This is a genomic window from Acuticoccus sediminis, assembly GCF_003258595.1.
In the GTDB taxonomy this organism is placed as follows: Bacteria; Pseudomonadota; Alphaproteobacteria; order Rhizobiales; family Amorphaceae; genus Acuticoccus; species Acuticoccus sediminis.
Genome location: NZ_QHHQ01000002.1, coordinates 174,395 through 189,418, shown reverse-complemented (window position 1 = coordinate 189,418; position 15,024 = coordinate 174,395). Strand labels below are relative to the sequence as shown.

General features: G+C 69.5%; 11 protein-coding genes and 1 tRNA gene. 4 read left to right on the top strand and 8 right to left on the bottom strand.

The features are described 5' to 3' along the window. Positions 1–167: 167 nt before the first annotated feature. Together DLJ53_RS09080 and DLJ53_RS09075 are read right to left on the bottom strand one after the other, a co-directional pair. Entirely contained in the window at positions 168–812 is a 645-nt protein-coding gene (locus tag DLJ53_RS09080; protein WP_111344496.1) for a DUF1109 domain-containing protein, read from the bottom strand. Beyond that, positions 809–1,345: a sigma-70 family RNA polymerase sigma factor gene (locus tag DLJ53_RS09075; RefSeq protein ID WP_111344494.1), complete on the bottom strand. Its 537-nt coding sequence runs from the start codon at positions 1,343–1,345 to the stop codon at positions 809–811. Before DLJ53_RS09075 ends, DLJ53_RS09080 begins: the two co-directional genes overlap by 4 nt. Before the next feature lie 1,059 nt (positions 1,346–2,404). On the opposite strand from DLJ53_RS09075, the gene DLJ53_RS09060 reads away from it, so the two are divergent. After that, positions 2,405–2,827, top strand: a complete 423-nt coding sequence (locus DLJ53_RS09060; protein ID WP_111344490.1) for a hypothetical protein — start codon at positions 2,405–2,407, stop codon at positions 2,825–2,827. 261 nt (positions 2,828–3,088) lie between these two features. On the opposite strand, the gene DLJ53_RS09055 is transcribed toward DLJ53_RS09060, so the two are convergent. Beyond that, positions 3,089–3,164, bottom strand: a tRNA-Ile gene (locus DLJ53_RS09055). Positions 3,165–3,473: 309 nt separating this feature from the next. On the opposite strand from DLJ53_RS09055, the gene DLJ53_RS35145 reads away from it, so the two are divergent. Both DLJ53_RS35145 and DLJ53_RS09045 read left to right on the top strand, forming a co-directional pair. Further along, entirely contained in the window at positions 3,474–3,719 is a 246-nt protein-coding gene (locus tag DLJ53_RS35145; RefSeq protein ID WP_162409029.1) for a hypothetical protein, read from the top strand. Between the two features lie 72 nt (positions 3,720–3,791). Continuing rightward, complete coding sequence (locus DLJ53_RS09045) at positions 3,792–6,767, top strand: EAL domain-containing protein (RefSeq protein ID WP_111344489.1); 2,976 nt, start codon at positions 3,792–3,794, stop codon at positions 6,765–6,767. Positions 6,768–6,863: 96 nt separating this feature from the next. Here DLJ53_RS09045 and atzF read toward each other — a convergent pair whose 3' ends face one another. The 5 genes from atzF to DLJ53_RS09020 form a co-directional block, all read right to left on the bottom strand. Further along, positions 6,864–8,660, bottom strand: a complete 1,797-nt coding sequence (gene atzF, locus DLJ53_RS09040; protein ID WP_111344487.1) for an allophanate hydrolase — start codon at positions 8,658–8,660, stop codon at positions 6,864–6,866. Positions 8,661–8,664: 4 nt separating this feature from the next. Further along, positions 8,665–10,296 carry a dipeptide ABC transporter ATP-binding protein gene (locus DLJ53_RS09035; protein ID WP_111344485.1) on the bottom strand — a complete coding sequence of 544 codons (1,632 nt, stop codon included), beginning with the start codon at positions 10,294–10,296 and terminating at the stop codon, positions 8,665–8,667. Between the two features lie 149 nt (positions 10,297–10,445). Then, entirely contained in the window at positions 10,446–11,321 is an 876-nt protein-coding gene (locus tag DLJ53_RS09030; protein WP_111344483.1) for an ABC transporter permease, read from the bottom strand. Further along, complete coding sequence (locus DLJ53_RS09025) at positions 11,318–12,340, bottom strand: ABC transporter permease (RefSeq protein ID WP_111344481.1); 1,023 nt, start codon at positions 12,338–12,340, stop codon at positions 11,318–11,320. Before DLJ53_RS09025 ends, DLJ53_RS09030 begins: the two co-directional genes overlap by 4 nt. 1 nt (position 12,341) lies before the next feature. Then, positions 12,342–13,958 carry an ABC transporter substrate-binding protein gene (locus tag DLJ53_RS09020; protein ID WP_111344479.1) on the bottom strand — a complete coding sequence of 539 codons (1,617 nt, stop codon included), beginning with the start codon at positions 13,956–13,958 and terminating at the stop codon, positions 12,342–12,344. 124 nt (positions 13,959–14,082) lie between these two features. Between DLJ53_RS09020 and DLJ53_RS09015 the strand changes: the two genes are divergently transcribed. Next, entirely contained in the window at positions 14,083–15,015 is a 933-nt protein-coding gene (locus tag DLJ53_RS09015; protein ID WP_111344477.1) for a LysR family transcriptional regulator, read from the top strand. Positions 15,016–15,024 lie beyond the last annotated feature (9 nt).

Here is a 15,024-nt window from a genome sequence, read left to right as displayed (position 1 = left end):
GATGCCGCCTGGCTCGGGTTTCGATGCCGCGGGGGATCGATGCCCCACCCGGCAGCGCCCCCACCCGGCGGCGCCATGTTCCACCGGGCGCGGCGGCGGGTGGGCAACGCGCGCAGGCGCGGCTGCCGAAGTGCGAGAGCGCCGATCCGTGGCCCTCTCGGAGACGTTCACCAGCGCAAGAGGCGTGGGCCGACGAGCGTGCCGGCGAGGGTCGCGAGCGCGATGCCGAGCGAATACCAGGTCAGTACGAAGAGCGCCGACGCCTCCGGGCAGTGCAGACAATAGACGGCCGCCGCAACCGCACCTGCCGTCAGCCCTGCCGCCGCGCCGGCCGCCCGCAGCCGCGTCGGCGCAAGCTGGCGAAATGCCCACAGGAGGCCGACGAAGACGGGCACGGCGAGCGACAGGACGAGCCACGGACAGCTCTGCCAGCTTTCCCCGAGCCATAGCGCCATCCGCTCGTTCGGCGGCGTGCGCATCAGCTCGACGAAGCCGAGGGCCGCGAGCAGGACCACCGGCACCGCTGCCGCCCAGGCGAAACGCAGGGATTCGCGGCCGGGTCGGGCGAGCTGCGTGGTCATCGCAAAGGCGGCCAGCGCCAGCGCCAGCGTGTAGGCCACCTTGATCCACAAGGCGCCGCCTTGAGCGGCGGTGCCAAGGTCTTCACGCAGCCCGAGTACCGAGATCGCGAGCACAGCGGATACCACGGCGCCCCCTCCGACGCCGATCAGCACCCGCCACTCGACCGCGCGGCGGCCAACGGGCCGCACGTCCCGCGCAAGTCCCTGAACCAGTTCCTCGGTTGTCGTCATGCCTCGCCCCGGACACGCCCCATCAGCGCCTTCAACCCGCGATGGACCGAAACCTTCACATCGGATTCGCCGATACCGCCGGCATCCGCCGCCTCGGCAACGCTCAGTCCCTCGATCTTGGTCGCCCGGATCATGCGTGCCTGCTTGGGCGGAAGTTCGGCCAGGAGCCGATCGACATCAAGCTGCGCCATCACGCTCGCCTCCTCGTCGGCGGCCGGCAGCGTCTCCTCCAGCTCGTCGATCGGCTGGAGGCGGTGGGCGCGGCGGAAATGGTCAATCAGCTTGTAGCGCGCAATCGCGAACATCCACGCGGTGAACGGACGCTCCCGGTCGTAGGTGGCGCGGCGCGTATGAACGGCGATCAGTGTTTCCTGCACGAGATCCTCGATATCGCTCTCGTCATCGCGCATACGACGCCGAAAGAAGCCGCGCAAAATCGGCACCAGAAGGCTCAACAGAGCCGAATGAGCCGACGCGTCCCCGTTCAGTCCGTCGATCATCAGCCCACGCAAGGCACTCTCGGTCGACCGCATCCGTGCTCCTTGATGGGTTCTTCGGCTACGGCGCCGGGATGGTTACAGAGCGCGCGTCGGTTCGGCGAACCGCCGGCGTCGGCGTCCCAAAGCGCCTCCGGGCTCCAGTTCGGCGCATCGCCGCGGTCGGGAGCCGAACTTCACCGCGGCGGGCAGCGCCGCGTGCCCGAACGACGCGTGCAGAAGGGCGCGCATCCATTCGCGTTCTCATGGCCCCTTCGGTCCGACCCGTGAAGCCACCTAGGTCGACAGGCCGGAATGTCATCGGTCCTTCGGGGCCGAATTCGGTCCTCCTGTCCAACAAGGCCGAACATAGACGGCGGAGCAGCCTGTTTGTAGCCCACGGGGCCATCATCGCGCGGCCGGACGCGGTAACGTGACCACGAAGTGATCTTTCGTTTCGGCCCCGCCGGCGCATGTCTCATTTGATCGAAGCGAGGAAAGAAACGGTCGACGGGAGCGCCAAACGACCCCAGCCACACAGGCGGTTTCTCCATCCCGTTCTGGCGAGAGCCCAAGCGTTCTGCGCAGCGTACGGGCTCCGGCTCCCGGTCGTGATGGCGCCGATGGCGGGCGCGTGTCTCCCCGCGCTCGCCGCCACCGTCGCGAATGCGGGGGGACTGGGCGCCGGCGCGATGACGGAGCAAACACCCGAAGGCTTCGCCTGTCGGACGGAGGCCGTGCGGGCCGCCGGCAACGGCGCCTTCATGCGCGATCTCTGGCCCCCCGATCCGCCACCGCTGCGATGGAGGTCCACCATGGCTGAGCCGCTCTTGCCGCAGGCGTCCGGCCCCAGCGGGCAGCCGTTCCCCGCCACGCGGCGCGCGAGAAGGTCGCCTGCCGCGCGCGCTTCGCGGCCGACGTGCGGCCGGCCGGGACCGCCTACGCATTCCTCCTCACGAGCCGGATGGGGCGCGGGACGATCGCATCCCTCGATCGCGCCGATGCCGCCGCGCGTCCGGGCGTGATCGACATCCTGACCTTCTAGGCGCCTGGCAACGAGGTCCGTCCCGAGCCTTCGTTTTCGAAGGCGGCTACGTTGCGGAAACGCTGCGGCCGATGGCGCCGGCCGACGTCGCCCGCTGGGGCCAGCGGAGCGCGCTCGTCCTCGCCGAGCACGAGGAGATCGCGCGCGAGGCGGCCAGTCGGAGGCAGGAAGCTGCGCGCGAAGGTGACGTCGAGACTGAGCAAGCGTCGCCGGACCCGCATCTGATCAAGCTGGTCCGGGACGCGAACCGCTGGTTAGAGGATCAGAGGACAGGCAGTGCCGAAAGCCTGGCGGATATCGCACGTCGAAGTGGGGTCGATGCTGCCGTCGTCAGCCGCACGATCGGCCTGGCTATCCTCGCGCCGGACATCGTCCGGACAATCATGGACGGGCGGCAGCCGCCGGCGCTGACGGCGGAGCGGTTGCGGCAGGCTGTTCCGCTCCCTCTCGGCTGGAGCGAGCAGGCCGAGCGTCTCGGACAATCTCGTCGATAGCGGACCTGGGGCGCTTCGATTCCTCCAGACAAAATGAAGCGGACATTCTCGCGCGGCCGTGTGTGTCTCCGCGTCGGGCTGAACGCCTGCGATCCATGACGGCGAAAGCGGCCTCCGGAGAAAACGCAGCGCAAGACCGCGGAGAACCCGTTCCACAGACGGGAGAGACGGGACAGTCGCCCGGCCGACAGCGCGTAAGCCTTTGATATATCGCCTAGTCACTCCGAATGCGCCAATTCATGCGCGGATCGGTGGACTGCGTGGTAGGGGCGGAGGGATTTGAACCCCCATCTGGCCGGTTATGAGCCGGTGGCTTTAACCGTTAAGCTACACCCCCGAGCGCGGCAGCGCCGATCGGTTCCTATAGCAAATCGTGCCGCGAGATGTAGGCCAATGGCCGATCTCGGTCATAATTCTTGACGGCTTTCTCCCCGCACCTCGAACATCCCTCCCGAGACCCGAGACCCGAGACCCGAGACCCGAGACCCGAGACCCGAGACCCGAGACCCGAGACCCGAGACCCGAGACCCGAGACCCGAGACCCGAGACCCGAGACCCGAGACCCGAGACCCGAGCCCCGCCCGGCAGCTTCGGGACAGGGATGCGCACTAGCCTCGCCCGATGTGATCCGTGGATGTGGGGACCCATGCTTCCATTCTCGATCGGCCGAACGGCGCTCCTGTCGGTGGCTTTCGTCCTTCCGGCCGCGGTGGCGGCGGCGAGCGCAGGACCCGGTACGGTCGTGCTGGCGGTCGTCTACGGCCTCGCCGGCCTCGCGATGACCGCGCAGCTCACGGTCCGCAGTCAGCGGAAGCGCGCGCACGCGGTCGTACTTGCCCGGCGCGCCGAGCATCGGGCGGGGGCACGACGGAGCACGTGCCGGGACCGCTAGGCGGCCTCGATCGACGGCCGGGCCGGACGCCGCCGGCGGGCGCGCCGCCGGGGGGACCGAAAGCGGACGACGATGACGCACCAGAGCATCCGCCGGAAGCTGACGGCGACATTCCTGATCCTGGCGGCCGGCGCCGTCGCGGGCGGCGGCGTCGGCATCTACTGCGTCAGCCGGATCGCCGCCACCGTGGGCGTCTATGCCAACGTCACCTCGCCGCTGATGGCCGAGACGATGGCGCTCATCGACACGGCCCACGGGCTGAAGTCGACGGCGTTCCGCGCCGGGCGCCCCGGCAGTACCTACGCGGACGCGATCGACGAAATCAGCGCGCTGCATGCCGAGGCCGACACCCGGATCCGGGCGATCGAAGGCTACTTTGCGAAAGCGGGAGCCGAGCTTCGCCTCGGCAACAGGATCGAGGAGCGCTTCACCGCAGCGCTCGACCGCATGGTCAAGGCCAGCGAGCGCGAGGCGCAGGCGGCCGCACAGGCCGAGCAGCTGCGGACGCGGATCGTGCGCATCTCCGGCCGCGCGGCGCATGTGATTGAGGGGATCGCCGCCGCGACGGGCCAGGATATCGCGATCATCGAGGAGCAGGCGAACTTCGACATCCTCAACGGGGTCGCCACCGTCGAGGGCATGTCCTCGCTGATCACGCACCTGTTGTCCGAGCCGCTTCAGGTGGCGGGACGGGCGCAGCGGCTGCGGGGCGAACTTCACGCCATCGAACGCGCGGTCCGTTCCGAGTGGATGGCCGGGGGCGACTTCGACAGTTCGGCTCGCGGCATTCGGGCCTCGCTCCATACCGTCCGCAGGCTCTCGAAGGAGATGTCCGGGCTGATGCGCCATGACAGCGACCGCATCCAGCTCGCCATGCTCGACCGGGACATCGCGGCGCTCGGAACCCTGACCCTCGGCGAGTACGGGCTGTTCGCCGAGGCGCGCCGGCTCGCCGCGGCCCGCGCCAGCCTCGCCGCGGGGCGCCTGGAGGTGGAGCGGCTCGACGAGGACTACCTCACGATCCTCAACGAAGCGCAGGACTTCGTCAGCCGGCTCAACAGCGACGCCCACGCGAGCGCCACCGTCGTCATCGAGCAGGCACTCGCCTTCGTCACGATCTCGGTCGTCGTCTACCTCATCGTCGCGACCCTGCTCGGCATGCGGGTGGCGCGGAAGGTGACGCACCCGATCGACCGGCTGACCCAGCACGCGGCCCGCATCAGCCGCAGCGGCGACATGCAGCGGCTGGAGGACACCGCCATCGTCACCCGGCTCGACGAGATCGGCGAGCTGGCACGCGCGTTCAACGCGATGATCGCCGACCTGCAATATGCACGCCGCCGCCTGGTGGAGCAGTCCGAGGCCAAGGTGCAGGTCCAGTACCAGCGGCTGGTGTCGGCGATCGGGAGCCTCCGGCACGGGCTGATCATGTACGACCGCGAGCACAACGTGGTCATCTGGAACGACCGGCTCGCGGAGATCTACGACTTCGACATGGACTTTGCCGCCCCCGGCGTGCCGCTGCGGGACGTCATCGGCGAGCTGGTCCGCCAGGACGTCATCGACGCCGGGCACGAGCTGGTCTCGATCGCGCGCGACGCCGTCGGCACGCGTCAGCCGGTCGCCTATACCATCGCGCTCAACGACGGCCGCTCCATCGCCATTTCTAGCAGCCCGACGCCCGACGGGGGCGCCGTCTCGGTCCACGAGGACATCACAGAACGGCTCCAGTCGCAGGAGCGGATCGCCTTCATGGCGCTGCACGACATGCTGACGGAGCTGCCCAACCGGGTCGCCTTCCGCGACCGTCTCGTGGCGGCGCTGTCACGGGTGCCGCGCGGGCATCCGCTCGCGGTGCTGGCGTTCGATCTCGATCACTTCAAGCACGTCAACGACACCCTCGGGCATCCGGTCGGCGACACGCTCCTGAAGTCGGTCGCGGAGCGGGTGCGCGCGTGCCTCAGGCCGTCCGACACCTTCGCGCGCCTCGGCGGCGACGAATTCGCCATCGTGCAGCTCGACATCGAGGCGCCGCGGATGGCCTCGGCGCTTGCCGCGCGAATGATCGCCGAGGTCAGCCGCCCTTACGAGATCGACGGGCACAAGGTCGTCATCGGTGCCAGCGTGGGCATCGCGCTCTCATCCGACGACGGCCTCGACCCGGACGATCTCCTGCGCAACGCCGACATGGCGCTCTACCGCTCCAAGGAGCTCGGCCGCGGCACGTTCAGCTTCTTCGAGCCGGGCATGAACCAGCGCATGCAGAGCCGCCGCACGATGGAGATGGAGCTGCGCAACGCCCTCGCGGCAGGTCAGTTCGAGGTCTACTACCAGCCGCTGGTCAGGGCCGACTCGGGCGCGGTCAGCTGTTTCGAGGCGCTGCTGCGCTGGCATCATCCCGAGAGGGGGACCGTGAGCGCCTGCGACTTCATCTCGCTCATCGAGGAGATCGGGATCATCGGCAGGGTCGGGCGCTGGGTGATGGAGGAGGCCTGCCGCACGGCGACCACCTGGCCGGGGACCATCGGGATCGTCGTCAACCTGTCGCCGGTGCAGTTCGCGAGCGACGAGCTCGTCGACAACGTGCGTCGGATCCTCGCCGATACGGGGCTGGAGCCTGCGCGGCTGGAGCTCGACATCTCCGAGGCGATCCTGCTGAAGGACGCGGGAGCGACGGTCAGCACGCTGCAGCGTCTGCGCGAGCTCGGCGTGCAGCTTTCGATGGACGACTTCGGCACGGGGTATTCGAGCCTCGGCTACCTGCGCAAGTTCCCGTTCGACAAGATCAAGATCGACCGCTCGTTCATGCGCGACCTCGATTCGGCGGGGTCGGCGGCGATCGTGCGGGCCATCGCGGGGCTGGCGAACATGCTCGGGATCTCGGCCGTCGCGGAGGGGGTCGAGACCGAGGACCAGTTCGCGCGCGCCCAGCTCGAGGGCTACCAGGAGGTGCAGGGCTTCCTCTTCGGCCAGCCGGTACAGGGGGCCGACGTCCCCGCGCTCCTCTCGCGCACCACGCCGCCGCGTGCCGGGGCTGCCGTGGCGTAGGCCGCCACGGCCCCGCAGCACGACCCGTCGCCACGGCCCGGCACCACGGCAGGGCCATAGCGTCCCGGCGACGTTCTCGGTGGTGTCGGCGGCGGCTCAGCTCGCGAGGCGGGCGGCCGTGAAGGCGCGCCAGCTTCCGTAGGCGGTGACGTCCTGCGCGTCCGCGGTCGCGATCGCCTCGCAGACGAACCCCTTCGGCGTCGTGCCGTCCGCGAGCCGCGTCGTGCCGAGGCCGAGCGGCGCCGGGATCCCGGCCAGGAAGCCGCCCACTTCGGCGAGGGGCAGCGCCCAGACCTCCACCGATACAGCGCCCCCCCGATCGCCGATACGCACCAGGCCCGGGCGGAACGGCGGTCCCCCCGGCAGCGCGTAGAGGCCGTATTCGGATGTCGTGTCGACGGTGCGCAGGTAGCGCCCGCCCCGCGACGTCAGCTCCCCGTTGAGCGCCATGCCGGACATGTGCGCCCCGCACACCGCAAGCTCGATCTCCCCGTCGACCGCCTGCTCGGCGAGCGGCACAGGCGGCGGCACGGGCGCGCCGGTCGCGCCGAGGGTGCGGCTGCCGAACTGCTCGATGGTCCGGGCGACACCGGCGAGGAGGCCGTCGCGGCCGTGCGGCGCCAGGAGTGTGACGCTCCCCGGCCGCCCGTCGCCGCGCGGCAGGGTCGGGACGGCGAGGCCGCACATGTCGAGGAGGTTGACGAAATTGGTGTAGGTGCCGAGGCGCGAGTTGGGCCCGATCGGATCGGCCTCGAGGTCCGCGACCGAGTAGAAGGTCGGGATCGTCGGCACCAGGATGAGGTCGACGTTCGCCACCACCGGCTCGACCACGCGGCGCAGTTCGGCGAGGCGGTAGATGTCGCGGAAGGCGTCCGTCGCGGTGAAGCCGAGTGCCTTTTCGACGACCTCGCGGGTGACCGGGTGGACGGCGTCCGGCCGGGAGGCGAGCAGCGGCTCGATGACCGTGTGCCGCTCGGCGACGAACGCGCCGTAGTAGAGCATCTCCGCGACCTGGAAGAACGGCGTGAGATCGATCTCGGTGATCACGGCGCCGCTCTGCTCGAGCGCTGCGACCGTGGTGGCGAAGTTCTCGGCCTGGACCGTGTCGCCGAAGAACTCGATGCTGGCCGCATCGGGGATCGCGACGCGCGGCTTCGGCGGCGCGCTCGGCGGCGGCGCGGCGACCGGGCGGGACCATGCGTCGGCCGGGTCGTAGGCGGCCGCGAGGCGGAACACCTCGTGCGCGTCCGCCACCGTGAGGGCGAAGATCGAGATCGTGTCGACGGTCCGGCAGGCCGGCATCATGCCCGTCGCCGACAGCGCGCCGAGGGACGGCTTCAGCCCCACGATGTTGTTGAGCGCCGCCGGGACGCGGCCGGAGCCCGCGGTATCGGTGCCGAGCGAGAAGGGGACAATGCCGTGCCCGACCGCGACCGCCGATCCGGAGGAGGAGCCGCCCGGCACGATCGCCGGGTCGACGGCGTTCTTCGGCACCGGGTAGGGCGAGCGCACGCCAACGAGGCCGGTGGCGAACTGGTCGAGGTTCGTCTTGCCGACGACGATCGCCCCCGCCGCCTTCAGCCGCGCCACCACGAAGGCGTCCGCGTCCGCGACCCGCTCGACCGCAGGGCAGGCGGACGTCGTCGGCATGTCGGCGACGTCGATGTTGTCCTTCACCACGAAGGGGATGCCCCATAGCGGGCGGCCGTCTCGGGGGCCGAGCGCCTCGGCGGCGGCGATGACCTCCGCTTCGGCAGGGAGGTGGATGAAGATCCCGGGGTCGTTCACCGCTTCGATGCGGCGGTAGACCTCCCGGACGACGTCGGCGGCGGTCGCGCCGGCGTCGTAGGCGGCACGCAGGTCCGCCAGCGTGAATGGCGTTCCGGACAGCATCGCGTCAGGCCGCCAGCTTGCGCACCGGCGGATGCGGCGCGGCGTCGATGAGGGAGGCGGTGTAGGGATCGCTCGGCGCGTCCATCACCTTCGCGACGGGACCGGCTTCCACGACGGCGCCGTTCTGCATCACCACGACGTGGTCGCACAGGAGGCGCACGACATTGAGGTCGTGGCTGACGAAGAGATAGCTCATGTTCAGTTTGGCTCGAAGATCGACGAGGAGATTGAGCACGACCGCCTGAATGGAGACGTCCAGCGCGGCGGTCGGCTCGTCGAGGATGAGGAATCGCGGGTCGACCGCGATGGCCCGGGCGATGCCCACGCGTGCCTTCTGCCCGCCGGAGAGCTGGTGCGGAAAGCGGTCGAGGAGGTGCTGCGGCAGCCCCACCAGGTGGGCGAGGTCGCGGACCCGCTCGGCGCGGGCGCGGCGCCCGAGGTCCGCCATGCGGCGCAGCGGCTCCTCAATGGCGCGGCCGGCCGCGTGGCGCGGATTGAGACTGTCGGTGGCGTCCTGGAACACCATCTGGATCGCCGAGCGCCGGGGATCGCGGGCGAAAGACTGTGCCGGGGTCGCGGCGAGGTCCTGCCCGGCGAAGAGGATCTGGCCCGACGTCGGGTCGAGGAGGCGGACGACCATCGACGACGTGGTGGACTTGCCGCACCCCGATTCGCCGACGAGGCCGACCGTCTCGCCCTCGTGGACGGTGAAGTTGACGCCCTTCACCGCGTGCACGGGGCCGGACTTGCCCTCGAACGTCTTCACGAGGTCCTTCACCTCGAGGAGGGGCGTGATGCCCGGAGCGTGCGGCGGCTCGGGCGTGCGGGCCTCGGCCGGGAGGAGACGGCGGATCGTCGCCCCCTCACGCGGCGTCGCGTCCACGAGGCGCTGCGTGTAGGGGTGCTTCGGCGCGCTGAACACGTCGATGGACGTTCCCGTCTCCACCACCGCGCCGTCCTTCATGACGGCGATCCGGTCGCAGTACTGCGCGGCGAGGCCGAGGTCGTGGGTGATGACGATGGCGCTCATCCCGCGCTCGCGGATCAGCTCGGCGACGAGGTCCATCACCGCCTTCTGCGTGGTGATGTCGAGGCCGGTGGTGGGTTCGTCGGCGATGAGGAGCCGCGGGTCGCAGGCGAGCGCGATGGCGATGACGACGCGCTGGCACATGCCGCCCGACAGCTCGAACGGGTACGCCTCGTAGCGCTTCTCGGCGTCGCGGATCTTGACCGCCTCCATCGCCTCGATGGCCTTCGCCCTGGCGTCCGAACGGGTGGCGCGATTGTGCCGCCGCAGGACGTCCTCGATCTGATGGCCGACCTTGCGGATCGGGTTCAGCGCCGCGCGCGGGTTCTGGAAGATCATCGAGATCTCGCGGCCGCGGATGTCGCCCATCTGGCGCTCGCTCGCCTTGATGAGGTCGACGCCGCCGTAGGTGACGCCGGCGGCGGTGATGGTGCCCCCCGCGTCCAGGATCCGCATCAGCGCATAGGAGGTGACGGACTTGCCGGAGCCCGACTCGCCCACGATGCCGAGGGTCTCGCCGGATCCGAGCTCGAGGTCGATGCCGCGGACGGCGTCGACGATGCCGCGGCGGGTCTTGAAGGCAACGTGCAGGTCCTTGATCGACAGCATGGTCGGCTTCCTTCTCAGGCGCGGCGGAGGGGTGGGCGGGGCGGCGCGCACCGGTGCGCCGCCGCGGCTCGGGAGGACGCCCCGGAGGGCGTCCCGTTGGCGTCCGCTTGCGCCTTTGTGGGCGCCGGGCTCGGGCGCCATCGGCGCCCTCATGTGCGCCTCCGGGGGTCGACCATGTCGCGCAGGCCGTCGCCGAGGAGATTGAAGGTGAAGACCGCGACGACGAGCGCCATGCCGGGGAAGAAGGCGAGCCACCATTCGCCGGAGACGATGAAGTTGGCGCCTTCGGCGACCATGATGCCCCACTCCGGCGTCGGCGGACGCACGCCGAGGCCGATGAAGGAGAGGCCGGCCGCGTTGAGGATCGCCCATCCGAGGTTGAGCGAGATCTGCACCATCATCGGCGGCAGCGCGTTGGGGAAGATGTGCAGTGCCAGCACCCGGACGTCCGAGTTGCCGGAGAGCTTGGCCGCCTGCGCGAATCCGGCGTTGCGGCGGATGTTCACCTCCGCCCGCACCAGCCGCGCATAGAACGGCAGGTTGATGACGGCGGTGGCGTAGATGATGTTCTCCACCGTGTTGCCCATCGCCGCGACGATGCCCATGGCGAGCACGAACAGCGGGAAGGCCATGATGGTGTCGAGGACGCGCGACAGGCAGGCATCGAGCCAGCCGCCCCAGTAGCCCGCGGCCGCTCCCAGCACCGAGCCGCCGATGAAGGAGAGGGCGACGGCGGCGACCGAGATGGTGAGGTCGAGCCGGGTGGCGACGAGGACGCGGCTGAAGACGTCGCGGCCGAGGTTGTCGGTCCCGAACCAGTGGTCCCAGGACGGGGCCTCCAGCGCGCGGGCGGCGTTGGAGGCGAGCGGGTCGTAGGGGGCGATCGCCGCCCCGAAGAAGGCGACGAAGAGGATCAGGGCGAAGATCGCGAACGCGACCATCGTGACCGGATTGTCCTTGAGGACGTAGGCGATGTGGGACAGCGTCGACTGACGCTGCGGGCGAGCGACGTCGGCGACGGTCATTGGTTTTCGAACCCGATGCGGGGATCGATCGCGGCGTAGGCGATGTCGATCACGAGGTTGAGGGCGACGAAGAGCAGCGCCATGGCGAGGACGAAGCCCTGCACCGCGGCATAGTCGGAGGCCACCAGCGCCTCGACCGCGTAGGAGCCGATGCCCGGCCAGGCGAACACCTTCTCCACCAGCACGTTGGCGCCGAGGGTGAAGGAGAAGACCATGCCGAGCGTGGTCACCACCGGCAGCAGCGCGTTTCGCAGCGCATAGGTGTAGAGCACCTTCGAGCGCGTGAGCCCCGCGGCCCGGGCCGTGCGGATGAAGTCGGACGAGAGGGCGGCCAGCATCGCCGCACGCGTCATCCGCGCGATGGGGGCCATGGTGAAGAGCGCCAGCGTCAGCGCCGGGAGGGCGAGCTGCTTGAGGGCCGCGAGCCAGGTCTCCCAGTCACCCGCCAGCGCGGCGTCGATGAGGTAGAAGCCGGTCACGCGGTCGGGCTCGATGTACATGAAGTCGAGCCGTCCGAGCGGCGAGGGCGCCCACCCGACGAGGTAGTAGAAGACGTAGATGAGGAGGATGCCGGTGAAGAAGGTCGGCATCGACACGCCCGTCGTCACCAGCACCCGGCAGACGTGGTCGACCCACGAGCCGGGGCGCGTCGCCGCGAGCACCCCGAGGGGGACCGCGACGCAGCAGGAGATGAGGAGCGCGACGATGGTCAGCTCCAGCGACGCCGGCAGGCGCCGCGAGAGGTCGGAGAGGACGGGCTGGCCGGTCGAGAGGGACTGGCCGAGGTCGCCCGTCGCCAGCTCCTTGACGTAGTAGAGGAACTGGATCGGAAGCGGCTGATCGAGACCGAGCTCGGCTCGGATCTCGGCGATCGAGGCTTCGTCGGCCGCGGCGCCGGCGAAGTAGACTGCGGGGTCGCCGGGCAGCGCGCGGGTCAGCACGAAGCTGATGATCACCACGCCGACGACGACCGGGATCGCTTGCGCGACCCGCACCAGTATCGATCTCAGCCGCTCCATCTCACGAGTCCGCCGGCGAGAGGGTGCGGGCGTCGAGCTGGCGGTGGAACCAGTAAGCGTAGCCGTCGGCGCCGTTGGAAGCGACGTTGAGGGCCGGCTGCCACAGCGGGATGCGCGGGATGTCCTCGAAGGCGATCTCGATCATCCTGAGGATCTTCGGCGCCCACTCCGGATCGTCGGTCGGCAGGTAGAGCGTCTCGTCGACGAGCTGCTCGATCTCGTCGTTTTGGTAGTTCGACGAGTTGAAGAGGTGGCCGTCCTGGTAGGCCCAGAAGAAGTAGTAGTCCGGGTAGTTCAACCAGCCGCCGAAGTTCTCGAGGTGCAGCGGCAGGCGCTTCTCCACCAGCGAGGCGGTGCGCCAGTTGGCGCCGGGGATCTTCTCGAGGCTCGCGGTGATGCCGAGCTTGGCGAGGTTCTCGATGATGAGGAGGGCCGTCGGCTCCATCCAGTCGACCTGGTCGAGGTCGATGGAGAAGGGCACCTCGAAGCCGTCCGCGAACTTCGACTTGGCGAGGAACTCCCGCGCCTTGTCGAGGTCGGTGTAGTAGGGCGAGGGCTGCGGCCAGACGGGCTCGGTCGCCTTCTCCGGGCCGCCCCACATCTTGTTGCCGCGCCCGTAGGCCGCGGTCTGGAAGATCTCCTCGTAGGGGATCGCGTAGGCGATGGCCTTGCGCACGTCCGGGTCGGTGAACGGCTCGAAGTTGGTGTTGAGGCCGACCACCTGGATCGCGTTCTCGATCGGGGTCGAGTAGACGGTCAGGCCGCCGTCGGCGAGCTCCTTGGCGTCCTTGTTGGGGATGTTGAAGGAGAGCTGCACGTCGCCGCGCTCGATCAGCGCGCGCCGCGTCGCCTGGCTCGGCACTTCGCGCAGGATGAGCCGCTTCACCCCCGGCAGCTCGCCGTGCCAGTTGTCATTGCGCTCGTAGACGAGCTGCTGGCCCGGATCCCAGCGCACAACCTTGAAGGCGCCGGAGCCGATCGTGTTCTTGTGGACGTATTCGAGGGCCCACGGATCGTCCGCGGTGGCATGCGCCTTGGCGACTTCGGAGTTCAGGATGAACGGCACCGGCACCGCGAGGTCCGGCAGGGTCAGCTTCGACGCGCGGTCGAGCTTGATGACGAAGGTCTTGTCGTCGACCGCCTCGAACTGGTCCGGACGCTCCAGGCCGCCGGCCTTCATCTGCACCGTCGGAAAGCCGCCGACCGTGACGGCGCGGTCGAACGACCACTTCACGTCTGCCGCGGTGACGGGCTTGCCGTCCTGGAACTTCACGTCGTCGCGCAGGGTGAAGGTGTAGAGCGTGCCGTCCTCGGAGATCTCCCAGGACTCGGCGATGTCCGGATTGATGGTGGCGTAGTCGTACGAGAGGCTGCCGTCCTCCAACGTCTTGAGGCCGAATGTGACGAGGCGGTCGTAGCAGTTGACCGCGACCTGGTAGCTCGGCCGGTTGGTGCCGGTGCGGTGCAGATCCAGGCTGTTGATGGTCTCGCCGTGGACGCCGACGAGAACCCCGTTCGGAGCCGCCGCGGCGGGGAGGATGGACGCAAACGGCAACGAGGAGGCGGCGATCCCCGCTCCGGCGCCCTTCAGGATGGTTCGTCTCGAAATGGTCGTCATCGGCGGCTCCTCAGATGGTGGATGTCGTCCTGGAGGGAGCCTGCACCGAAACACCGCTGCGTTCTATTGCTAGTTTTACAGTGATCCGCTTCATTAAATGCAGCAGTCTGGGGAGAGGCCAGCCATGGCGCGGCATCTGGAGACATTTCGGCTGATCGACGACGTCGCGCGGGCGGGTTCGATCCGCAAGGCGGCGGACGATCTCAACATCACCTCGTCCGCGCTCAACCGGCGCATCCAGCGGTTCGAGGAGGAGTTCGGGGCGCAGGTGTTCGAGCGGCTGCCCCGCGGGGTCCGGCTCAACGCCGCCGGGGAGCTTCTGGTGCAGCACTACCGGGAGCAGCGGTCGGACTTCGACCGGGTGCAGCGCCAGGTCTCGGACCTCTCCGGCGTGCGGCGCGGGCATGTCTCGATCGCCTGCAGCCAGGCGCTGCAGCCCTACTTCCTGCCGCGGCAGATCGCGCGCTACCGGGCCGAGCACCCGGGCGTGACGTTCTCGGTCTACGTGCGTGACCGCACGGCGGCGGAGCGGGAGCTTGTGAGCTTCACCAGCGACCTCGCCCTGGTGTTCGAGCCGGTCTACCTCGTCGACTTCGAGGTGCTGGCGAGCGTGCCGCAGCCGGTCTACGCGATGATGGCGAAGGACCACCCGCTCACCGCCAAGAAGGTGGTGCGGCTGCGCGACTGCCTCGCCTACCCGCATGTGGTGCCGACGGCGCCGATCGGCGTGCGCCATCTCCTCGACCTCGCGACGCAGCGGATGTCGGAGGGGCTGAAGCCGGTGGTGGAGTGCGACAGCTTCGAGCTCGCCCGCCACTACGTGCAGGAGGAGGGGGCGATCGGCTTTCAGATCCCCATCGGCCTGAAGCCGGAGGATGCGGGGGAGCTCGCGATCCGCCAGGTGAGCGAGCGGGACGTCGCCGCCGGGCATCTCTTGCTGGGGCAGATGCGCCGGAGGGCGCTCCCGGTCGCCTCCGCCCGCTTCGCCATCCAGCTCACCACGGCGCTCGCCGAACTCGAGGCGACGATGCTGTCCGAAACCGGCGCCGCCGGCTAGCGACGGCGC